Origin of the sequence: Arthrobacter sp. MPF02, assembly GCF_046605375.1 — a bacterium.
In the GTDB taxonomy this organism is placed as follows: Bacteria; Actinomycetota; Actinomycetes; order Actinomycetales; family Micrococcaceae; genus Arthrobacter.
Genome location: NZ_CP176772.1, coordinates 2,604,957 through 2,626,158, shown reverse-complemented (window position 1 = coordinate 2,626,158; position 21,202 = coordinate 2,604,957). Strand labels below are relative to the sequence as shown.

General features: G+C 67.5%; 20 protein-coding genes. 12 read left to right on the top strand and 8 right to left on the bottom strand.

Annotated elements, in window-relative coordinates:
* Positions 1-61: 61 nt before the first annotated feature.
* Positions 62-1,105 carry an L-glyceraldehyde 3-phosphate reductase gene (gene mgrA, locus ACLH0K_RS12305; protein WP_411373877.1) on the top strand — a complete coding sequence of 348 codons (1,044 nt, stop codon included), beginning with the start codon at positions 62-64 and terminating at the stop codon, positions 1,103-1,105.
* A 147-nt stretch (positions 1,106-1,252) separates the two neighbouring features.
* On the top strand, positions 1,253-2,338 hold the full coding sequence (locus ACLH0K_RS12300; RefSeq protein WP_411373876.1) for an inositol-3-phosphate synthase: 1,086 nt from the start codon (positions 1,253-1,255) through the stop codon (positions 2,336-2,338).
* An 80-nt stretch (positions 2,339-2,418) separates the two neighbouring features.
* Here ACLH0K_RS12300 and ACLH0K_RS12295 read toward each other — a convergent pair whose 3' ends face one another.
* Positions 2,419-3,042 carry a MerR family transcriptional regulator gene (locus tag ACLH0K_RS12295; RefSeq protein ID WP_411373875.1) on the bottom strand — a complete coding sequence of 208 codons (624 nt, stop codon included), beginning with the start codon at positions 3,040-3,042 and terminating at the stop codon, positions 2,419-2,421.
* A gap of 80 nt (positions 3,043-3,122) precedes the next feature.
* Here ACLH0K_RS12295 and ACLH0K_RS12290 point away from each other — a divergent pair, with 80 nt between their 5' ends.
* Complete coding sequence (locus ACLH0K_RS12290; RefSeq protein ID WP_411373874.1) at positions 3,123-3,629, top strand: DUF2306 domain-containing protein; 507 nt, start codon at positions 3,123-3,125, stop codon at positions 3,627-3,629.
* A 43-nt stretch (positions 3,630-3,672) separates the two neighbouring features.
* On the opposite strand, the gene ACLH0K_RS12285 is transcribed toward ACLH0K_RS12290, so the two are convergent.
* From ACLH0K_RS12285 to ACLH0K_RS12270, 4 genes are all read right to left on the bottom strand, one after another.
* Positions 3,673-4,350, bottom strand: coding sequence for an endonuclease domain-containing protein (locus tag ACLH0K_RS12285; RefSeq protein WP_411373873.1), 678 nt, complete (start codon positions 4,348-4,350; stop codon positions 3,673-3,675).
* A gap of 335 nt (positions 4,351-4,685) precedes the next feature.
* Complete coding sequence (locus ACLH0K_RS12280) at positions 4,686-6,362, bottom strand: formate--tetrahydrofolate ligase (protein WP_411373872.1); 1,677 nt, start codon at positions 6,360-6,362, stop codon at positions 4,686-4,688.
* 125 nt (positions 6,363-6,487) lie between these two features.
* A complete protein-coding gene (gene mshA / locus ACLH0K_RS12275) occupies positions 6,488-7,753 on the bottom strand; it encodes a D-inositol-3-phosphate glycosyltransferase (RefSeq protein ID WP_411373871.1) in 1,266 nt (421 codons plus the stop codon).
* A 98-nt stretch (positions 7,754-7,851) separates the two neighbouring features.
* Positions 7,852-9,258, bottom strand: a complete 1,407-nt coding sequence (locus tag ACLH0K_RS12270) for a 6-phospho-beta-glucosidase (protein WP_411373870.1) — start codon at positions 9,256-9,258, stop codon at positions 7,852-7,854.
* Positions 9,259-9,374: 116 nt separating this feature from the next.
* Between ACLH0K_RS12270 and ACLH0K_RS12265 the strand changes: the two genes are divergently transcribed.
* The 6 genes from ACLH0K_RS12265 (at position 9,375) to tsaD (ending at position 14,705) form a co-directional block, all read left to right on the top strand.
* Positions 9,375-10,466 (top strand): carbohydrate kinase family protein, encoded by a 1,092-nt coding sequence (locus ACLH0K_RS12265; protein ID WP_411373869.1) that lies wholly within the window; start codon positions 9,375-9,377, stop codon positions 10,464-10,466.
* 133 nt (positions 10,467-10,599) lie between these two features.
* Positions 10,600-11,835, top strand: coding sequence for an alanine racemase (gene alr / locus ACLH0K_RS12260; RefSeq protein WP_411373868.1), 1,236 nt, complete (start codon positions 10,600-10,602; stop codon positions 11,833-11,835).
* On the top strand, positions 11,832-12,428 hold the full coding sequence (gene tsaE, locus ACLH0K_RS12255; protein ID WP_411373867.1) for a tRNA (adenosine(37)-N6)-threonylcarbamoyltransferase complex ATPase subunit type 1 TsaE: 597 nt from the start codon (positions 11,832-11,834) through the stop codon (positions 12,426-12,428). Before alr ends, tsaE begins: the two co-directional genes overlap by 4 nt.
* Entirely contained in the window at positions 12,428-13,099 is a 672-nt protein-coding gene (gene tsaB, locus ACLH0K_RS12250) for a tRNA (adenosine(37)-N6)-threonylcarbamoyltransferase complex dimerization subunit type 1 TsaB (RefSeq protein WP_411373866.1), read from the top strand. Before tsaE ends, tsaB begins: the two co-directional genes overlap by 1 nt.
* 62 nt (positions 13,100-13,161) lie before the next feature.
* On the top strand, positions 13,162-13,620 hold the full coding sequence (gene rimI, locus ACLH0K_RS12245) for a ribosomal protein S18-alanine N-acetyltransferase (RefSeq protein WP_411376475.1): 459 nt from the start codon (positions 13,162-13,164) through the stop codon (positions 13,618-13,620).
* The gene (tsaD, locus tag ACLH0K_RS12240) at positions 13,617-14,705 is read left to right on the top strand and encodes a tRNA (adenosine(37)-N6)-threonylcarbamoyltransferase complex transferase subunit TsaD (protein ID WP_411373865.1); all 1,089 of its coding nucleotides are present in this window, start codon (positions 13,617-13,619) and stop codon (positions 14,703-14,705) included. Before rimI ends, tsaD begins: the two co-directional genes overlap by 4 nt.
* 78 nt (positions 14,706-14,783) lie before the next feature.
* Here tsaD and ACLH0K_RS12235 read toward each other — a convergent pair whose 3' ends face one another.
* Positions 14,784-15,935 carry a glutamate--cysteine ligase gene (locus ACLH0K_RS12235; protein WP_411373864.1) on the bottom strand — a complete coding sequence of 384 codons (1,152 nt, stop codon included), beginning with the start codon at positions 15,933-15,935 and terminating at the stop codon, positions 14,784-14,786.
* 386 nt (positions 15,936-16,321) lie between these two features.
* On the opposite strand from ACLH0K_RS12235, the gene ACLH0K_RS12230 reads away from it, so the two are divergent.
* Positions 16,322-17,752, top strand: coding sequence for a glycoside hydrolase family 3 N-terminal domain-containing protein (locus ACLH0K_RS12230; RefSeq protein ID WP_411376474.1), 1,431 nt, complete (start codon positions 16,322-16,324; stop codon positions 17,750-17,752).
* A gap of 50 nt (positions 17,753-17,802) precedes the next feature.
* Positions 17,803-18,600, top strand: a complete 798-nt coding sequence (locus ACLH0K_RS12225) for a shikimate 5-dehydrogenase (RefSeq protein ID WP_411376473.1) — start codon at positions 17,803-17,805, stop codon at positions 18,598-18,600.
* 3 nt (positions 18,601-18,603) lie between these two features.
* Here ACLH0K_RS12225 and ACLH0K_RS12220 read toward each other — a convergent pair whose 3' ends face one another.
* Positions 18,604-19,845, bottom strand: a complete 1,242-nt coding sequence (locus ACLH0K_RS12220; RefSeq protein ID WP_411373863.1) for a THUMP-like domain-containing protein — start codon at positions 19,843-19,845, stop codon at positions 18,604-18,606.
* 52 nt (positions 19,846-19,897) lie between these two features.
* Here ACLH0K_RS12220 and ACLH0K_RS12215 point away from each other — a divergent pair, with 52 nt between their 5' ends.
* Positions 19,898-20,278, top strand: a complete 381-nt coding sequence (locus tag ACLH0K_RS12215; RefSeq protein ID WP_411373862.1) for a hypothetical protein — start codon at positions 19,898-19,900, stop codon at positions 20,276-20,278.
* Here the strand turns inward: ACLH0K_RS12215 and ACLH0K_RS12210 are convergent.
* Positions 20,203-21,135, bottom strand: coding sequence for a DMT family transporter (locus tag ACLH0K_RS12210; RefSeq protein ID WP_411373861.1), 933 nt, complete (start codon positions 21,133-21,135; stop codon positions 20,203-20,205). The two genes, ACLH0K_RS12215 and ACLH0K_RS12210, sit on opposite strands and share 76 nt — an antisense overlap.
* Positions 21,136-21,202 lie beyond the last annotated feature (67 nt).

The following is a 21,202-nucleotide window of genomic DNA, read 5'->3' as shown; positions in this document are numbered from 1 at the left end:
CGCGGCGTAACTTTTCCTTCGTTGTAATGTAGCGGCCATCACAGCTGGCAGGATGGAACGCATGACTTATTCAGCAGCGGAGGACCGCTATGATTCCATGCCCTTCCGCCGCTGCGGCCGCAGCGGGCTGAAGCTTCCTGCCATCTCCCTGGGCCTGTGGCACAACTTCGGAGACGACAAGCGCTTCGATGAGCAGCGCGCCATTCTCCGCCGCGCCTTCGACCTCGGCGTCAACCACTTTGACCTCGCCAACAACTACGGGCCCCCGGACGGCTCCGCGGAGACCAACTTCGGCCGGCACCTGAAAGAGGATTTCAGGCCTTACCGCGACGAACTCGTCATCTCCACCAAGGCCGGCTACTACATGTGGCCCGGGCCGTACGGCGAGTGGGGCTCGCGCAAGTACCTCATCTCCAGCCTTGACCAGTCCCTGCAGCGGATGGGCCTGGACTACGTGGACATCTTCTACAGCCACCGCCCGGATCCGGAAACCCCGCTCGAAGAGACCATGGGTGCGCTGGACTATGCCGTCCGCTCCGGCAAGGCCCTCTATGCCGGCATCTCCTCCTACACGCCGGAACAGACCCTCGAGGCAGCCCGCATATTGAAGGACCTTCGCACGCCGCTGCTGATCCACCAGCCCAGCTACTCCATGCTGAACCGGTGGACCGAGGACGGTTCGCCCAACCTGTACGAGGCGCTGGACCAGGTGGGCGCCGGGTCTATCGCCTTCTCGCCGCTAGCACAGGGCATGCTTACCGACCGCTACCTCAACGGCATTCCGTCTGACTCCCGTGCCGCCAAAGCCCGGTTCCTGTCCGAAGACGCCATCACTGACGAGAAACTGGACCGCATCCGCGGCCTGCACGATATCGCTGAGGGCCGCGGACAGTCGCTGGCGCAGATGGCCATCGCCTGGGTCCTGCGCGACCAGCAGAAGGGTTCCCCGGTCACGTCCGCGCTCATTGGTGCCTCCAGCGTGGGCCAGTTGGAGGACTCCCTCTCCGCGATCAATAACCTGGATTTCACGTCGGAGGAACTGACGGCCATCGACGAATTCGCGGTGGAATCGGACATCAACCTGTGGAAGCAGCCGGTTTCCTGATTGTTAAGGGGGGGGCAGGAACAATGCCCTGCCCCCTTGTGTTGGGTACTATGAAAAGGCGCCGCGCGGCGCCATACCAGCCGGCCGCCGTCGCATCGTTCCCGACGCACCACCGGCCGGCTGACGTTTTTTCCTCAAAGGAGTTCCGTGTCTTCACATCCGATCCGTGTTGCGATCGTCGGCGTAGGAAACTGCGCCGCCTCGCTGGTCCAGGGCGTCCACTACTATAAGGACGCCGATCCCAACGCCACCATCCCGGGCCTGATGCACGTTGAGTTCGGCCAGTACCACGTGCGTGACGTTGAGTTCGTCGCCGCGTTCGACGTTGACGGCAAGAAGGTCGGCCACGACCTCGCCGACGCGATCACGGCCAGCGAAAACAACACCATCAAGATCGCGGACGTGCCGCCCACCGGTGTTACCGTCCAGCGCGGCCACACCCTGGACGGCCTCGGGCGGTACTACCTCGAGACTATCGAGGAGTCCACCGAACAGCCCGTCGACGTGGTCCAGGCGCTCAAGGACGCCAACGTCGATGTCATGGTCTGCTACCTGCCGGTGGGGTCACAGGACGCCGCCGAGTTCTACGCCCAGTGCGCCATCGACGCCGGTGTTGCGTTCGTGAACGCCCTGCCCGTCTTCATCGCCGGCACCAAGGAATGGGCTGACAAGTTCACCGCCGCCGGCGTCCCGATCGTCGGCGACGACATCAAGAGCCAGATCGGCGCCACCATCACCCACCGCGTGATGGCCAAGCTGTTCGAGGACCGCGGTGTCACGCTGGACCGCACGTACCAGCTGAACGTCGGCGGCAACATGGACTTCAAGAACATGCTGGAGCGCGACCGCCTCGAGTCCAAGAAGATTTCCAAGACCCAGGCCGTGACCTCCAACGTCGAGGCCGAACTGGCAGCCAAGGACGTCCACATCGGCCCGTCCGACTACGTGCAGTGGCTCGACGACCGCAAGTGGGCCTTCGTCCGCCTCGAGGGCCGCAACTTCGGCGACGCCCCCGTCTCGCTCGAATACAAGCTGGAGGTCTGGGACTCCCCGAACTCCGCCGGTGTCATCATCGACGCCATCCGCGCCGCGAAGATCGGCCTGGACCGCGGCATCGGCGGCCCGCTGCTCTCCGCTTCCAGCTACTTCATGAAGTCCCCGCCGGAGCAGTACAACGACGACCTCGCCCGCGAGAAGGTCGAGGCTTTCATCCGCGGCGACCTCGAGCGCTAAATACTCCTCCTCTGTTGCCCTATCACTTTTGGTCCCCAAACCGGCCGGCTGGGAACCAAAAGTGATAGGGCAACATGCGTTTAAGGGGATCCTCCGCCGTCCAATCGCTGTATGGCATGACTTGCCTGGGCAAGCGCGAGCAGCTTGAGCATGAGCTGGGAGTGCATGTGCATCCCGACGGCGGCAGTCAGGATAACGTCGTTCACATCGCACTCGAAGGTTGTCAGTTCCAGATCCAGGCCTGCGATCTGATCTACAGCGAGGCTGTACTGATCCAGGAGTTCAAGGGGCAGGTTGATGCCCAGGCCCTCCATAACAGCAATGTGCCGGTCCAGGGCGTCGCGGGCGTCACTTCGCGCTTCGGGCCAGTTGCGCATCCGTACGACGGCGTCTGCCGCGGCGGTGCGAACACCCGTACCCCCGGCGGGCTCGAGGTTGAGGACCACGCGCTGGACGTGGGCCAGCAGCGCAAGGCGGGGAGCGCCGTCGTCCGCCAACTGAACGATGCTGCGGATCTGCCCGACGTCGAGACCAACGATCTGGCGGAGAGCGTGGATCAGTTGCAGCCGTTTGATGTGGTTGTCCGTGTAGCGGGCGCGCGTGGCGTGAACAGTTTCGCCGGGAGGAAGCAGCCTCTCCCGCAGGTAGAACTTGATGCTGGCGGGGCTGGTGCCCGTCACCTGGCTCAGTTCCTTGAGCTGCATGTGTTCCTCCGACCGGATAGTCGTCCGGCTGCCAGCTATCTTGATGTACTTTTATTGGATAGTGGCTCTATCTTAGAGCCATGGAGCACTGGAATGTACTGCTTGTCAGTCACGTCGTCGCCGCGCTTTATGTTCTGACGATCGGGCCTCTGCAGATTTTCCGGCGGCGGCGCGACCGTATCCACCGGACGATGGGGTATCTGTGGGTGGCAGCAATGTACTACGTCTGCTTCAGCAGTTTTGGCATCGTCACCGCCGGTCGCTTCACGTGGCTGCACGGGCTGTCAGCTTTCACTATTCTGACGGTGACGCTCGGGCTCGTCAGTGCCGTCCGGCGGAACATCCCGGCGCACAGAGGAAACATGATCGGCAGCTACCTCGGCATTGCCATCGCTTTTGGTTTTGCGGTGGGCATTCCGGGCCGCAGTATCCCGCAACTCCTCGCGGCCGACCCTTGGACCGCTGTTTTCGTTGCAGTGCTGGTGGTGCTGAGTGTTGCGACGGTGTACCTGTCGTTGCTCCGTGGCGGCCCCTCGTTGCCCTATCATTATTCGTCCCTAAAACCCCGGGTTAGCAACCACAAGTGACAGAGCAACGGGGCGTGCACCCCGCCCACATGGCCGCAGCGACTTACCGGACGGCGCGCCGGAAGCCTTGGGCCAGGTCCTCTCCGTTGAATTTGAAATAGCGCCAGCCTGCGGAGTGGAAGTAGGCGTCACGGCGATTGTCGCGGCTCTGCTGTTCCCGCGTCAGGTGATGGCCGCCGTCGTACTGTATTGCAATTCGGTGACGGCGGTAGCCGAGGTCGGCCGCAGGAGAATGGGAGTCTCCTGGGACAACCTGAACTTGCAGCTCCGGCTCGGGAAGCCCCGCTTCAGTCAGAGCCAGCCGCAAAAAGGTTTCGGGTGCCGAGTCTGCACCGGGACGGACAAGTTCGACGGCGGCACGGGCCTTCACGATGCCCTGCATCTTCGGATGCCGGGCCAGCATTTGCTTGAGCTCAGCAACCGTTGACCACGGCTCTGTACGCGCCTCCAACCCGTGCCTCGGCTCCCGCACCAACTGGTCTCCGATGGCTACCAGATGCTCGAGGGGCACTCTCCGGGCAAGGTCCAGCCAGGTGCGTGCAGGCGTAGACATCCGAATGCCCTCATGGACCATGATCTCCTCGTCGAACGCCAGCACTGTATGACCGACTACTCCCTCGCGCCTGACGGGCGGCAGGGACTTCGGCTTGCTAAGGTGCAACTCCCTGCAGTCCTGGAACCAGGGCGGAATCCAGAGTCCCAGCAGAACCGCAGCAGTCAAATGGGAAACCCATGCTCCCGGCGTCGCTGCAGATAGTGCCCGGGCCAGGCCGGGAAGTTCGTATTCCCACCCGGCCGGAAGATACAAGAGCCGGCCCGCGGATGCCAGATCGGAGGACCGGAGGCGCCCTCTGGTTAAACTCGCTGCCTTCGCTTCTTTGACAGTGAACGGAACGGATGCAAGGTGTGCCGGTAACGGCGGGACGGGGCGCATGGGCAACATTCTTACCCAGCGCGGAAGACGCTGCAGAAGTTATCCACACCCCCAGTTGCCCTATCAGTTGTGGTGCTTAAACCTGGGTTTTAGGAACCAAAACTGATAGGGCAACGCTGGGCTTAGGTGAGGCCGATCGGGTTCCCGGCGTCGTCCACGTCCATCCGGAGGGCGGCGGGGCGGGCGGGGAGGCCGGGCATGGTCATCACCGCGCCGGTGAGCGCAACGATGAACCCCGCACCGGTTTTCGGCAGCAGGTCCCGGACATGGATGGTGAATCCCTTGGGAGCGCCCAGGCGGGTGGCGTCGTCGGTGAATGAGTACTGCGTCTTGGCCATGCATACCGGAAGCCCGGACCAGCCGTTCCGCTCGATGTCGGCCAGCCGGTTCAGGGCCGGGACGGAGAACTCCACGCCGTCGGCCCCGTAAATCTCCTGTGCGATCGTCCTGATCTTGTCCTCCACAGGCAGACCCAGGGCGTACAAGTGCCGGAAACTGTCCGGCCGGGCCACCGCCTCCGCCACCAGGGATGCGAGCTCGTCGCCGCCGTCCCCGCCGCCACCGCGTCCCCACACGTCCGCGACGGCGGCCGGGACCCCTTCCGCAGCACACCAGGCCAGCAGCCACTCCAGTTCCTCGGCGGAGTCGGAGGAGAACCGGTTGATGGCCACCACCGGGGCCACACCGAACTTCTCCACGTTCCGGACATGCCGGCGGAGGTTCTCCACACCGCACTCGAGGGCCGCCACGTCCGGCTGGCCCAGCTGGTCCTTGGGTACCCCGCCGTGCATTTTCAACGCCCGCACTGTTGCCACCACCACAACGGCGGAAGGCACCAGGCCGCCCACCCGGGCCTTGATGTCCATGAATTTCTCGGCTCCGAGGTCCGCTCCGAACCCCGCCTCGGTAACCACGATGTCAGCCAGCCGCCGTGCCGTCTGGGTGGCGATCAGCGAGTTGCAGCCATGCGCGATGTTGGCGAACGGCCCGCCGTGGACCAGTGCAGGGGTGCCGGCAATGGTCTGCACCAGGTTCGGTTTGATGGCCTCCTTGAGCAGCAGCGCCAGTGCGCCCTGGACACCGAGGCCGGCCACTGTCACGGGCTCGCGGTCATACGTGTAGCCGAACGTGATGCGGCCCAGGCGCTCGCGGAGGTCGGACAGGTCTGTCGCCAGGCAGAAGACCGCCATAATTTCGGAGGCCACGGTGATGTCGAACCCGTCCTGCCGGGGAACGCCCTGCCGGGGTCCGCCCAGGCCGATCACCACCTCGCGAAGGGCACGGTCGTTCATGTCCAGGACCCGCTTGAACGTCATTCGCCGTGGGTCAATGTTCAGTTGGTTGCCCTGGTAGATGTGGTTGTCCACCAGCGCCATCAACGCGTTGTTGGCCGAGGTGATGGCATGGAAGTCGCCCGTGAAATGCAAATTGATTTCATCCATGGGCAGGACCTGGGAGTAGCCGCCCCCGGTCGCGCCGCCCTTCATCCCCAGGACCGGGCCCAGCGACGGTTCCCGCAGGGCGACCATCACTTTGTGCCCGGCCCTCGCCAGTGAGTCGGCCAGTCCAACCGTTGTGGTGGACTTTCCCTCGCCGGCCGGGGTAGGGGACATGGCGGAAACCAGCACCACCTTGCCGAAGGGAGGCGGCGCGTCCAGCCGGGCCGGATCGATCTTCGCCTTGTACCGCCCGTACTGCTCAACGGCATCGCCATTGATTCCGGCAGCAGCAGCAATTTCACCGATCGGCCGGATCCGGGCGGCGCGGGCGATTTCAAGGTCGGAGGGAAGTGCAGACATCGTTGTCCTTTCCCGGTGCGGCTGTCCGTACCGTGTCCGTCACAGGTTAGTCCCTCGTCGGCCCCAGGTCCCGCACGCAGGTGGCGGGGAATCCAAGGAAAGCGACTCAGGCACCAGCAATCGCCTCAGGACGCGGGTACGGCAGGCAGCAGCCGGTGCCCCACATGGTTGTCGACGGCGGCGTGGTAGCTTTCAAGCGTGATGGCGGCGGTGCGGGCCCACCCGGAGTTCTGGGCGCGGATGGCTGCGGCCCGCCCCATGTCCTCCCGGGTGGCGGGGTCGTCATAAAGGGCCTCCAGCGCGTCAGCCCAGTCGGCGGCGTGGTGCCCGTCCACCAGCAGCCCGGTCCGGCCGTGGAAGATGGCACGGGAGAGCCCGCCCACCCGGGTGGCCACCACCGGGGTGCCGCAGGCCTGGGCCTCCAGCGCCACCAGCCCGAAGGATTCGCTGAAGGAGGGCATCACCACAACGTCCGCGGCGCGGAACCAGGACGCAAGCTCAGGTGCCTTGACCGGCGGAAGCTGCGTGACGACGTCGTCCATCCCGGCCTCCGCCACCAGCCGCCGCAGGTTGAACTCCTTGTTGCCGCTCAGCGCACCCAGGATGGTGAGCCGCAGGTCGATGTCCGGCCGCCGGCGCCGCAGCAGCGCGGCGGCCTTGACCAGGATCTGGGGTCCCTTCAGGCGCTGGATCCGGCCGGCGAACAGCAGGTGGAACACGCCTGGTTCAACGCCGTGCTCCCTGCGGGACCGGGTGCGGAAAGCCGGCGTGAACGTGCTGAGGTCCACCCCGGGCGGGGCGATGTCGATGCGGTCGTACGTTGCCCCGTAATGGGACACCAGTTCCGCGGCCTCGGAGCTGGTGTTCGCGATCAGCCGCGCGGCCCCGTCCACTATCCGGTGTTCGCCCACCTCGCGCCGGCGCGGCTCGGGCTGCTCCCCGGATTCCAGCAGCAGATTCTTGACCTTTGCCATGGTGTGCATGGTGTGGACCAGCGGCACGCCCCAGAGTTCGGACAGCTCCAGGCCTGCGACGCCGGACACCCAGTAGTGCGAGTGGATGACGTCGTACCGGCCGTGCGGCTGGCGGCGGCGGATCTCTTCGATCTCGGCCACCATGTGGTGCAGCAGCTCGGGCAGCTCTTCCTTGGGGATTTTCCGGGGCGGCCCGGCCAGGACGTTGTGCACGCAGACGCCGGGATCCGGATGTTCGACGGCGGGCTGGTTGGCGGAGGTGGCGCGCGTAAAGATCTCGACTTCCACGCCTGCCTCGGCCAGCGCGGAGGCCAGTTCCCGGATGTAGACGTTCATGCCGCCCGCGTCACCGGACCCGGGCTGTTCCATGGGGGAGGTGTGGAGGGAGAGTAATGCGACCCTGCGGATCAATGCCACGGGACCTCCTTCCGGTCACCGGCGCGAATTAGTGGGCACCGGATCAGTGCGCGTTCGATAAGAACACTACTCCTTCCCCTGGCGCCCGCCGGAGTCTGTTAACGCCCGCCGCCCTGCCACAGCTCCCGCAGCGCGGGGAACGCCTGCTCGTACCGGGCCAGCAGTTCCACCGCCAAATCCACTGAATCAACCAGCGGGTGGCGGGCGAAGGCCTCCAGCGCGGAAACGCGATCGCCGTCCGTCGCGGCCCTGACCGTGAGCCGTTCCACGTCCTTGACCCGGCGCAGCAGCCCCAGTTGCGGTTCCGGGGGCGCCTGCTGGGGCAGCGGCACCGCGCCGTCCGGGGTGACGGTGCAGGGGAGTTCGACGACGGCGTCCGCCGGCAATCCCGGGATGGCAGCCTGGGCCCGGGGTGCTTCAGCCGGTGCCGGCCGTGCAGGCGACGGCACCGAGTTGCCCGTGTTGAGGATCAGCTGCGTGTCCCCGGCGCCGGACAGGGCCCTCATCGCCGCAAGCGCCACCCGCTCATAACCGCCGCCGGCCAGGTCGTCCTCATCCCGGCGCTCGCCGTCGGAACGGGCTTCGGCCAGGTAACCCTCCTCGCGGGAGCGCCGGGCCTCCTCCCACAGCCGGAACGCATCGTCCCCGGCGGCGGCGAGCCGCGGATACAGTTCCTGCTGCTGTACGTGGATGGACTCCCCGCGGGTCAAAGCCACGGCCTGCATGGCCTGCCGGGCGTCGTCGCGCCGGTACCAGTAGTAGAGGTACTCATTCGGCAGCGCACCGAGCCGGGCCAGGAAAAGCTGCGGGAACAGCCGGCCTTCCTCGAAGGACTGCAGGGCTTGCGGGTCAGCGAGCAGGTCCGGAAGCACGTCCCGGCCGCCGGACTCCAGCCGGTACAGCCAGCCCAGGTGGTTCAGCCCGTAGTAGCCCACGCCGTCGAGCCGTCCTTCCGGCAGGGAGACCCCGGCAGCCCGTGCGGCACGCTGCGCCAGCGCGCCCGCCGAATCACAGATCCCGATGACGCGGCGGCCCAACACGGGCACCAGAGCTTCGGTGACCATGCCGGCCGGGTTGGTGAAATTGACCAGCCACGCGTCCGGGCAGTGCTCCTTCATCTGCCGGGCCAGGCTGAGCATGTGCGGGATGGTCCGCAGGGCATAGGAGATGCCACCGGCGCCCGTGGTTTCCTGGCCCAGCAGCCCGAGGTCCTGGGCCACTTTCTCGTCCACGATCCGGCCTGCCGTGCCGCCGGGCCGGATGGCCGAGAAAACCATCTGCGCGCCGGCCAGGGCTTCGGGAAGACTGGTGGTGGCACGGACCGGGAGGCGGGCACCGGGCCCCGCGGGCATGGCGCGGAGGACGGCGGTGACGGCGTCCAGGCGGGCGGCATCGACGTCGTACAGCACCAGTTCGATGGCCAGCCCGGCAAAGCGGCCGGAGGCCAGCGCCCGGTAGATCAGCGGCACCCGGAAACCCCCGCCGCCGGCAATAAGAAGCCGCATAACCAGCAGTCTAGGCCCGGCCGGACACAGCCCCTGCGGCAAGCCCGCGGGCCACCCCTGCCGCAAAGCCGGACGGCTACTACCGGATGTCAGTGGCAGGGCGTATCGTGCCGGACATGGACGCGATCCCAGCCCGCCCCTTCGACCCCCTGGCTGCCGTCCGCTCACCCGCTGAGCCCGGGTTCGACGTCCTCCTGGCCGGGACGGTCTTCCAGGACATCATCTTTACCGGCCTTCCGCACAGCCCCGAGCCCGGCACCGAAATCTGGAGCGACGGCATGGGCAGCTGCCCCGGAGGCGTGGCCAACCAGGCCATCGCGTCGGCCCGGCTGGGGCTCAGGACCGGCCTGGCCGCGGCGTTCGGCGACGACGGCTACGGCGACTTCAACTGGAAGATCCTTTCCAGCCAGGAGCACGTGGACCTCAGCCTGTCCCGCCGGGTCCCCGGCTGGCACTCGCCGGTCACCGTCTCGCTGTGCGTAGACAGGGACCGCTCCATGGTCACCCACGGGCACGCCGCCCCCATCACTTCGTCGGAGCTGATCGGCACCCCGCCGCCGGCGCTCGCGGGGATCGCCGAGGTGGGGGTGGAGGTGGAGCCGTGGGCCAAGGCGGCGCACCAGGCGGGGGTGAAACTGTTCGGCGACGTCGGCTGGGACCCCACGGGGGAGTGGGCGCCGGTCCGGCTGGAAAACCTGCAGTACTTCCACGCTTTCCTGCCCAACCAGCGCGAGGCCATGGCCTTCACTGGAAAGGATGATCCGTGGGCGGCCCTGTACGCGCTGGCGGACCGGGTTCCCGTCGCCGTGGTCACGCTGGGCCCGCAGGGTGCCATGGCGGTGGACTCGGAAACGGGGGAGGAGGAGTGGGTGCCGTCCCTGCCCGTGAAAGCTTTCGACCCCACCGGCGCGGGCGACTGCTTCGACGCCGCGTTCATTGTGGGTAGTCTGGCAGGCTGGCCGCTGGGCAACCGGCTGCGGTTCGCCAACCTGTGCGCTTCGCTTGCGGTGCAGGAGGTGGGCGGCTCCCTGGCGGCGCCGGGCTGGGGAGACATTGCGGACTGGTGGAAACGTGCCAACGCCCGGCCGGAACGCCAGATGAGCCAGTGGCTGCGGCGCTTCGGGTTCCTCGAGGACATCATCCAGGACGTTCCGCTCGCCGCCCAGCGCAGGGCCACGGCCACCATCGCCCACCTTTCTGACGCCTAAGGTACGACGCCGGCAGCGGGGCTTAAGGAGCGACGGCGAGTGCCGGCGTCGTACCTTCCCTGCTGCGGTTCCGGGAACCGGGCCGCGCCGCCGTGATTATTCGGCCCGAAGCCCCGGCACTAGAATCAGTAAGGTGACTTACCCCGCAACAACCGGTGATTTCAGTGCTGCCCCCGGACCGGGCCCCCGCCACGAGCGGTCCGCCGTGATCGATCTTGACGCCATCCGGCACAACGTCCGCAGGCTCGCCGCCGCCGCTTCCCCTGCAAAAGTCATGGCCGTCGTCAAGGCCGACGCCTACGGCCACGGCGCCGTTCCCGTTGCCCGGGCGGCGCTCGAAGCCGGAGCCGCATGGCTGGGCGTCGCCCATATCTCCGAAGCCCTCGCGCTCCGGGCTGCCGGCATCGACGCTCCACTGCTGGCCTGGCTGCACACCGTGGACAGCAACTTTGGCGCGGCGGTGGCCGCCGGCGTCGATATTGGCTGCTCCGGCTGGGAACTGGACCGGATTGTTGCCGCGGCGAGGGAGCAGGAACGCCCCGCGCGCGTCCATCTAAAAGTGGACACCGGCCTGGGCCGCAACGGTGCCACCCTCGAAACCTGGGACCACCTCGTGGGCGAGGCGATGGAGTACCAGGACCAGGGGCTGCTGCGCGTCGTTGGCGTCTTCTCCCACCTGGCCGTCGCCGACGAACCGGAGCGTCCCGAAACAGACCAGCAGCTCGCCGCCTTCCGGGAGGCCCTCGCGGTGGCCGAAGACGCGGGCGTGGACCCGGAGGTCCGGCACCTGGCCAATACCCCCGCCACGCTGTCCCGGCCGGACACCCACTTCGACCTGGTCCGCGCCGGCCTGGGCATCTACGGGCTCTCGCCCTTCGACGGCCAAAGCTCGGCAGAACTCGGGCTCCGCCCGGCCATGACGCTGCGCACCCTGGTGTCGCAGTGCAAGGAAGTGCCCAGTGGGCAGGGCGTCTCCTACGGCCTCCGCTACCACACCTCCGGGCGCAGCACGCTGGCCCTGATCCCGGTGGGATATGCGGACGGCGTGCCGCGCGTCGCCACCGGCGGCCCCGTCAGGGTGGCCGGGCAAACCTACCCGGTGGTGGGCCGGATCGCGATGGACCAGATGGTCGTAGACCTGAGCGACATTGGGCCTGCGGGCGGCGCGCTGCTGGGCGCCGAGGCCGAGCTCTTCGGCAACGGCGACGAGGGCGGCCCCACCGCCGACGACTGGGCCCGGGCCGCCGGCACCATCAACTACGAGATCGTCACCCGGATCAGTCCGCGGGTACCGCGCCGCTTCATCAACGAACAGGACGCGTCCCCGGCCGCGCACTCCGCTGCCCTTCACAGGGAAGGAGCAGCATGACCGCCGTCGAAGCCGCCGCGCCCAACTGGGAGAAGACCTTCACGGCGACGACGGCGGAACAGACATCCGCGCTCGGGGCCCGGCTCGCGGGGGTGCTTGAGGCGGGGGACCTGCTGGTCCTCTCCGGCGAGCTGGGGGCCGGCAAGACCACCTTCACCCAAGGCCTGGGTGAAGGCCTGGGCGTTCGGGCAGGGATCATCTCGCCCACGTTCGTCCTGGTCCGCATCCACCCCAACCTGCCGGACGGTCCACGCCCGGGCGGCCCGGACCTGGTCCACGTGGATGCCTACCGCCTGGGCTCGGCCGCCGAGATCGACGACATCGACCTCGAGAACACCATGGACAGCTCGGTGACGGTGGTGGAGTGGGGGCACGAGAGGGTGGAGCACCTGAGTGAGAGCAGGCTCGAGATAGACCTGCACCGCGCCATCGGCCTTGGCGGACTGGAATCTGGTGGCGGCGCTGCGGAGCCCGGCGGCACCCTCGATTTCGACGACGAAGACACGGATGAGCCGCGGAGCATCGTTATGCGCGGCTACGGTCCGCGTTGGCCGGCTGCCCCCGAACTGGGCGCTGCGGAAGGACACCACTGATGCTTATCCTCGCCATTGACACTTCCGCCGTGGCCAGCGCCGCCCTTGTCTCGGATGACGCCCTGGAAGGCGTGGTGGCCAGCTTCTCCACCGAGGACACCCGCAGCCACGCTGAGGTCCTCGCCCCTGGCATCGACAACATGCTGGCGGCCGCCGGCGTCACCGGGAATGACATCGATGCCCTGGTGGTGGGCGTGGGGCCTGGTCCGTTCACCGGCTTGAGGTCCGGAATAGCGACGGCACGCACCCTGTCGTTCGTGTGGGGCAAGCCGCTGCACGGGCTGATGAGCCTGGACGCGGTGGCCCTGGAAGTGGCCGAGTCCACCGCCGCGGTCCCCGAATTCCTGGTGGTCACCGATGCCCGGCGGAAAGAGGTTTACTGGGCGCGCTACACGCTGGCCGAAGGCCAGCTGCCGAAGCTCGGGGACGGGCCGCACGTCGGGTTCGCCGCGGACCTGCCGGACCTGCCCGCCTTCGGCGCAGGGGCAGGAATGTACGCGGACACGTTGAAGGCGGTGCCCGACTTTGCGCTGGAGCAGCCCGACGCGCTGTACCTCGGCCAGTTTGCGCTTGCGCGGCTGGCTGCCGGCAACGGGCTCCTCGACTCCACGCCCCTGTACCTCCGGGAGTCCGACGCGCAGGTTCCCGGACCGCGGAAGAAGGCCCTGTGAACGACGCGCAGAAACCCAATCCGGCCCAGGCTGTCCGGCTGGACGGCATCGTGATCCGCGACATGGTCCTTGAGGACGTGCCCGCCGTCAATGCCCTTGAGCAGCAGCTCTTTCCCGTGGACGCCTGGCCGCTGCAGATGTTCCTCGACGAGCTTGCCCAGCCGGAAACCCGCCGCTACTTCGTGGCAGAAACCGGCGAAGGCATTGTGGGCTACGCCGGCGTGATGTGCATCGAGCCGATCGCGGACGTCCAGACCATCGCCGTCGTTCCCGCCTATGAGGGCCGTGGCATCGGCAGGACGCTGCTCACCGGCCTTATCGACGAAGCGAAGCGCCGGAACGCCGCGGACGTGCTGCTCGAGGTGCGCGCGGACAACCCTCGGGCGCAGCAGCTGTACCGGCGCTTCGGCTTCGAACACATCCATGTCCGCCCCCGCTATTACCGTGACGGCGTCGACGCCCTGATCATGCGGCTCCAGCTCGTCCCTGACCCGGAAACACACGAAGGAAACCAGCTATGAACCGCACCCAGCCACTGGTCCTGGGCATCGAATCGTCCTGCGACGAGACCGGCGTCGGTATTGTCCGGGGGACCGCCCTCCTGACCAACACCGTGTCCTCGTCCATGGATGAACACGTCCGGTTCGGGGGCGTCATCCCGGAAATCGCCTCCCGGGCTCACCTGGACGCGTTCGTTCCCACCCTCGAGCAGGCCCTGTCCCAGGCCGGCGTAACCCTGGACGACGTCGACGCCATCGCCGTCACGTCGGGCCCGGGCCTGGCGGGGGCGCTGATGGTGGGGGTCTGCGCGGCCAAGGCGCTGGCCGTGGCCACCGGCAAACCGCTGTACGCCATCAACCACCTGGTGGCGCACGTGGGCGTGGGGCTGCTGGACGGCAAGGACGGCAAGGCTCCGGAACTTCCCGACAACCTGGGCGCTCTCCTGGTCTCGGGAGGCCACACCGAAATCCTGAAGATCAACAGCATCACCGATGACGTAACCCTGCTCGGCTCCACCATCGATGACGCCGCGGGCGAGGCCTACGACAAGGTGGCCCGCATCCTGGGACTCGGCTACCCTGGCGGCCCGGCCATCGACAAGGTGGCCCGTACCGGAAACCCCAAGGCCATCCGCTTCCCGCGGGGCCTCAGCCAGCCCAAGTACATGGGTACCGCGGAAGAGCCCGGCCCCCACCGTTACGACTGGTCCTTCAGCGGCCTGAAAACCGCAGTGGCCCGGTGTGTGGAGCAGTTCGAGGCGCGCGGCCAGGAGGTGCCGGTGGCGGACATCGCCGCCGCCTTCCAGGAAGCCGTGGTGGACATCATTTCGTCCAAAGCCGTGCTGGCCTGCCGGGAGCACGGCATCAAGGACGTCCTGCTCGGCGGCGGCGTGGCAGCCAACTCACGGCTCCGCGAACTCACCGCCCAGAGGTGTGCCTCCGCGGGTATCACGCTGCATGTGCCGCCGCTGGACCTGTGCACGGACAACGGCGCCATGGTTGCCGCCCTGGGAGCGCAGCTGGTGATGGCCGGCATCGAACCGAGCGGCATCAGCTTCGCCCCGGACTCGTCGCTGCCGGTAACCTCGGTTTCGCTCCCCGCCTAAAACACTTACTTGCGCTATCAGTTGTGGTCCCTAAACAGCGGGTTCAGGGACCAGAACTGATAGGGCAACGGGGGAGCGTCAGGCGGTGGGCCCGTTGCGCATCTGCTTGACCAGGTCCAGCACCACGGCCTGCAGGTTGCCGCCGTTCTCGGCAGCCACGCGGCGCTGGCGCTGGTAGCCCGCGCCGCGGCGGATAATCTTCTCCACGTCGGCCAGCTCATCCGAGCAGCGCAGCTTCGCGGCCACCGGCTCCAACCGGTTCAGGGTCTCCAGCAGGTGGTCTGTGACCAACTGCTCCTTTCCGGCGGCGTCCAGGATGATGATGGCGTCCATGCCGTAGCGGGCGGCGCGCCACTTGTTCTCCTGCACGTGCCACGGCGGCATGGTGGGGATGCTGCCGCCGTAGTCCAGGGTGGTGGAGAATTCGTCCACCAGGCACTGGGTGAGGGCGGCGATGGCGCCAACCTCCTCCAGGGTGGCCAGGCCGTCGCAGATGCGCATCTCGATGGTTCCGAGGGCAGGCACCGGCCTGATGTCCCACCGGATCTCCGAAATGGTGTCGATGACGCCGGTGGTGAACATGTCCTGGACGTAGGCCTCGTATTCCTCCCAGGACCGGAATTGGAACGGCAGGCCCGCCGTGGGCAGCTGCTGGAACATCAGGGCGCGCTGGGACGCGTAGCCGGTGTCCTCGCCACCCCAGAAGGGGCTCGACGCGGACAGCGCCTGGAAGTGCGGGAAGTAGTTGATCAGGCCATCCAGGACCGGGAGGACCTTGCTGCGCCGGTCCAGCCCCACATGCACGTGGACCCCGTAAATCACCATTTGCCGGCCCCACCACTGCGTGCGGTCAATCAGCTTGGCGTAGCGTTCCTTGTCCGTCACCGGCTGCAGCTGCGGGGGGCTGAACGGGTGGCTGCCCGCGCAAAACAGTTCCACGCCCATGGGATCGGTGATTTCCCGGACCGCTGCGAGGGACCGGCTGAGGTCCTCCTTGGCTTCCGCCGCGGTCTCGCAGATCCCCGTGACCAGCTCCACCGTGTTCAGCAGCAGTTCCTGCTTGATGTGCGGATGCTCGTCGTCCTCGTTCAGCTCCGGATGGCGGGCGGCGACGCCGCGCAGCACCTGGTTGGCCACCGACGCGAGCTCACCCGTTTTGCCGTCCACCAGCGCGAGCTCCCATTCAACACCGAGGGTCGACTGCCGCGATGGAGCGAACTCAATTTTCACGCGTTTCCTTACTGTCCGGTGGCCGCTGGCTGCGCCGCTTCCGGGCTGCTGCCGGCAGGCGAACGGGTGTTTCAAGTCTATAGCGCAGGGGTAGCATCCTAATGATGTCCCCGTTCCACCGCCTGCGTGACAGTTCACACATAACAATCCCCCTTATCGCCGCCCTCTCCGCCATGGCACTTGCTTCCTGCACCGCCGCACCGGCGCCGGGCCCGTCGCCGTCCGCTCCCGGCGCGGCAGCTTCTGCCTCGGCTCCGCCTTCGTCCACGCCACGTCCGAAGCCGTCCCGCGCCACTGCGTCCCCCTCACCGGATCCGGGTTCCCGGCTGTTGGGGTGGGGCCCCCAGCAGCGGGACCAGGACGCAGCCGCCGTGGCCGTTGCCGGGATGACCACCGAGGAAAAGGCCGGGCAGGTCCTGCTGCCGTTCTATACGGGCGACCAGGTGGAGGCCCACGCTGCCACCATCGAACGCCTGCACCTTGCGGGTTCGATCATCATGGGTGACAACGTGCCCAGGGATGCGCAGGGCAACGTGGATGTGGCCGGCATGGGTGCCATCAACCACCGGCTGGCGCAGGCCGCCGCTGCCGACGGCGACCCCTGGCCAGGGATGATCGGAGTTGACCAGGAAGGCGGCATGGTGGCCCGCCTCGGTCCGCCGCTGACCGAATGGCCGTCCCCCATGAGCTACGGCGCCGCTGGCAGCGAACCCCTGACCCGGGAAGCCGCGCAGGGCCTTGCCGGTGAACTGGTGCCGCTGGGCTTCAACGTCGACTTCGCCCCGGACACTGACGTCACCATGGGGCCCAGGGACCCCACCATCGGGGCGCGGTCCATGTCCGCCGAGCCGGCCCTTGCTGCCGCGCATGGCGTGGCGTTCTCGCAGGGCATGCTGGCAGCAGGGGTGCTTCCGGCGGTGAAGCATTTCCCTGGCCATGGGTCCGTGACCGCCGACTCCCACCACAGCATGCCCACCCAGCCCGCCGCCGTTGAGGAACTCCGCGGCAGGGACTGGAAGCCCTTCCAGGCGGCCATCGATGCCGGCACTCCCATGGTGATGACCGGGCACATCGCCGTGCCCGCGCTGGAACCGGGCGTCCCGGCGTCGCTCTCCGCGCCAACGTACGCAGCGCTGCGCGGGCTCGGCTTCAAGGGCGTGGCCGTGACGGATGCGCTCAATATGGGTGCCGTGACCAAGCAGTACCCGAACGGTACGGCGGCAGTGATGGCGCTCGCCGCGGGCGCCGACCTCCTGCTGATGCCGGCCGACGTCGCGCAGGCCCACGCCGCCATCGTCGGGGCGGTGAAGTCCGGCACCCTTCCCGCCGCGCGGCTGGAGGAGGCAGCCCTGCGCGTGGCAACCATGATGACCTGGCAGGGCCGGCGCGGCACCCCGCCGGGAGTCCCGGCCGGCGGGGCAGCTCCCGTGTCCGCCCGGGTTTCGGCCGCGGCCGTAACCGTGGTGTCCGGGCCATGCGCCGGGCCCCTGGTTCCCGGAGCCGTCCGGGTGGCAGGCAGGCCCGGCGACCGGCAGCGGTTTGAGGCGGCAGCCGCCCGGGCCGGACTCGCGTTGGGCTCGGGCCCCGTGGTGAACCTGATCGGATTCGGCGGGCGGCCCGGGGGAGGGGACATCGAGGTGTCCCTGGACGCCCCGTGGGTGCTGCAGGCTTCCCCGGCCCCGGTCCGGCTGGCGCTGTACGGGCGGACCGACGCCGCGTTCGACGCACTCGTTGCCGTGCTTGCAGGGAAGGCGCCGGCCCCCGGGAAGCTGCCCGCCGCCGTCGGAACGCTTCCGCCCGGAACCGGCTGTCCCTGACCGCGCGTGGGAACGCGTTTAATGGTCAAGTGCCCATTCTGAATAAAGACATGACCCTCTGCATCTCGCTCTCCGCCCGCCCCAGCAACAACGGGACCAGGTTCCACAACCACCTCTACGAACAGCTGGGACTCAACTGGATCTACAAGGCGTTCGCCCCCACCAACCTGGAACAGGCCATCGCCGGGGTGCGCGGGCTGGGCATCCGCGGCTGCGCCATCTCGATGCCGTACAAGGAGGACGTCATCGCCCTCATCGACGAGATGGACCCGTCCGCCGAAGCCATCGACTCCGTCAACACGATCGTCAACACGGACGGCCACCTCAAGGCTTATAACACTGACTACACCGCCATCGAGCAGCTGCTCGCCGCCAACTCCGTGCCCACCGGCTATTCCGTCCTGGTCCAGGGGGCCGGCGGGATGGCCAAGGCCACTGTGGCGGCGCTCCGGGACGCAGGCTTCAAGGACGTCACCGTCATCGCGCGGAACGAAAGCACGGGGCGGGCGCTCGCCGACCAGTACGGCTTCACATGGCAGGCAGCGCTCGACGGCGGCACGGCGGACCTGATCATCAACGTCACCCCCCTGGGCATGGCCGGCGGGCCGGAAGCGGACACGCTGTCCTTCCCTGCCGGGGCGATCGAAGCGGCGAAGATCGTTTTCGACGTCGTGGCACTTCCCGCGGAGACCCCGCTCATCCAAGCGGCCCGCACCGCCGGCAAGCCCGTGATCACCGGAGCGGAAGTGGCCACCATCCAGGCGCTGGAACAGTTCGTGCTCTACACCGGGGTGCGGCCCAGCCCGGAACAGGTGCGCGCCGCCGAGGAATTCATGCGCGCACAGTAGGTGCTACTGCTGGTCCGGGACGGGATCCACCACGATGGCCACCCGGTCCTCCCCGATGCGGGTCAGGACCAGGGTGGCCGTCTTCCCGGCACCCTTCCTGCCTGCGGCTTTACCTGAGGGAAGCAGCTGCTTCCGCAGTTCCTCGGGCGTGACGGCCATCCCACGCTTCTTGATGTCCAGCACCGTGATGCCCTCCTGCTTCACCCAGGCCTTTAGCGCCTTGACGTTGTAGGGCATCACCTCCCGGACTTGGTAGGTCCGGGCGAACGGCGTGTCCAGCAGGGCGGGGGAGCAGATGTAGGCGATGTGCTCGTCCACCAGGTGGCCGCCAAGTTCCCGGGCGACGTCCGCCACCAGCCCCGCCCGGATGACGGCGCCGTCCGGTTCGTAGAGGTAGCCCTCCACAGGCCCCACCGGTGCGGCCGGTCCACCGCCGAAGTCCTCCGTGCTGGTTAGCTCGGCGGCGCCGCCGGGCCCCAGGACCAGCGCCGAGCGGCGGATTCCCGGGCGGCGGACGGCGTTGAACCACAGGGCCACCTCGGTGACATCACCGCCAACGGATACCCACTGGGCCTCGCAGTTGCCGGGCACCGAATCGTGCGGCATGCCCGGTCCCATTTTGACGCCCACCGCTTTCCCGGCGGCGGCGAGGCCTTCCACGAAGGACAGGGGCGGCGAAAAGGCCTCCGGGTCCCAGATCCGCTTGGTGCCCGAGGTGGAGGTGACCCGACGGGCAGGGTCCAGCCAGACGCCGTCTATCCCGTCCAGCGGCACCGTAGTTGCGTCCGCGTGCACCACCGTCGCGTTGGGGAAGGGGATGAGGTTGATGGTGGCGCAGGCGGCGGTGGTTTCGTCCATTTCCACTGCCGTGACGGTGATGTCGAGGGACGCCAGGGCAAGCGAGTCAGCACCGAGGCCGCACCCGAGGTCTGCCACGCGGCCGATGCCGGCTGCGGCGAACCGCTGCGCGTGCCGGGCGGCGACATTGAGTCGCGTGGCTTGTTCCAGCCCGGCCTGCGTGAACAGCATCCGGCCCGCGAATTCCCCGAACTTTGCCTCCGCCTTGGTGCGGAGCCTGGATTGCGTGAGCACCGCGGACACCAAATCGGGTGAGTGCCCGGCCTTACGCAACGCTGCATTCAGTTCGAACGAGGCGTCTTCCCGGTAGGGCCCCAGCGACGCCAGAAGATCCCAGCCTTCCGGAGTGAGCAGGGGTGCTATCTGGTCCTGGGGAGCTTGAGGCATGCGTTCCAGCCTAGTGGAGGAGCGTCCTGCAGGATGTGGATAGGGTTGAAACATGGAAGACAGCGCGAGGCCCCCTCAGTCCGGAGAACACCAGCCCACGGACAGGGGCCCCGCCAAGTACGCACGTCCGGTGCTGATCGCTGCATCAGTGGTGGCGGTGATCTGCATCGTGTTGCTGGTGATCATCTTCTTCCTGGACGCCTTCAATGCCACGGTCTATTCGGTGGGAGGAAACAGCATCCAGGACGACACCCAGGAAGCCCGCGACATCCGGGGGCTGTATACGGGCGCCCGCACCGGGAGCATCGTTTTCCTGGTTGCCTCCCTGCTGGCAGCCGCAGCGGCAGCATTGGTCCTCTACCGGGGCAGGAACCGGGGATTGCGCGATCCCGACGGCGGCGAGGACGTGGATTTCGAGGACCTGGGCCGCTGAGGCCGCTGCCCGGCACTGGTCAGCAGGACCCCCGTAATCACCAGGACGCCGCCCAGCACCTGTGCCGAAGTGATGGGCTGGCCCAGCAGCACCGTGACGATGGCGGTAAAGACGGCGATCAGGTTCAGATAGTTGCCGGCGTTGGCGGCTGTGGTCCTCTTCAGCGCCAGGTTCCACAGCAGGTAGGAGCCCAGCGACGGGAACAGGGCGATGAACGCAAGGGACCAGCCTTCGGCAGGGGTGGATGGAAGTCCCGCTCCGGCAGCTGCCGCCACAGGCGCCAGAACTACAGCTGCCAGCGCCACCTGCACCGCTGTGGAGGTGATGGCCGGCAGGTCCAGCCTGCGGGCGATGATCGTGTAGAAGCCCCAGACGGTGATTGCGGCGAGGATGAGCAGTTCGCCGGTGTTGATCGAGAACGTCAGCAGGCGCCGCAGGTCACCGCCGGTAAGGACCAGCAACACGCCAGCGAGGCCCAGTCCGATGCCTACCCAGCTCAACGGCCGCGGCCGGTCCTTCAACAGCACCACGGCCAGCACCATAATGAGTGCCGGATTCGCCGCTGTCACCAGGGAAGCGTTGAGCGCCGAGGTGTGCTGGAGCGCGCTGTAGAGCAGCAGGGTATAGCCGCTCATGCCCAGGGCACTCAACAGGAGCAGGACCGGCCACTTGCTCAGCACCGCCTTCCAGTCCGGCCGGTCGATGACCTGTGCCAGCAGAAGGAGCGGGACGGCAGCCAGTGCCCAGCGCCAGAAGGTCAGCTGCAGCGGCTGCATTGACTGCATGGCAGCCTGGCCCACCACAAAGTTTCCCGCCCAAAACAGGTTGGCAAGGATCAGGTACACAGCGGCTCGCACCGGTTCAATGTACACGCCCTTGCGTCCGGCAATGACGAAACGCTGGCACTCGCCTTGACCGAGTGCT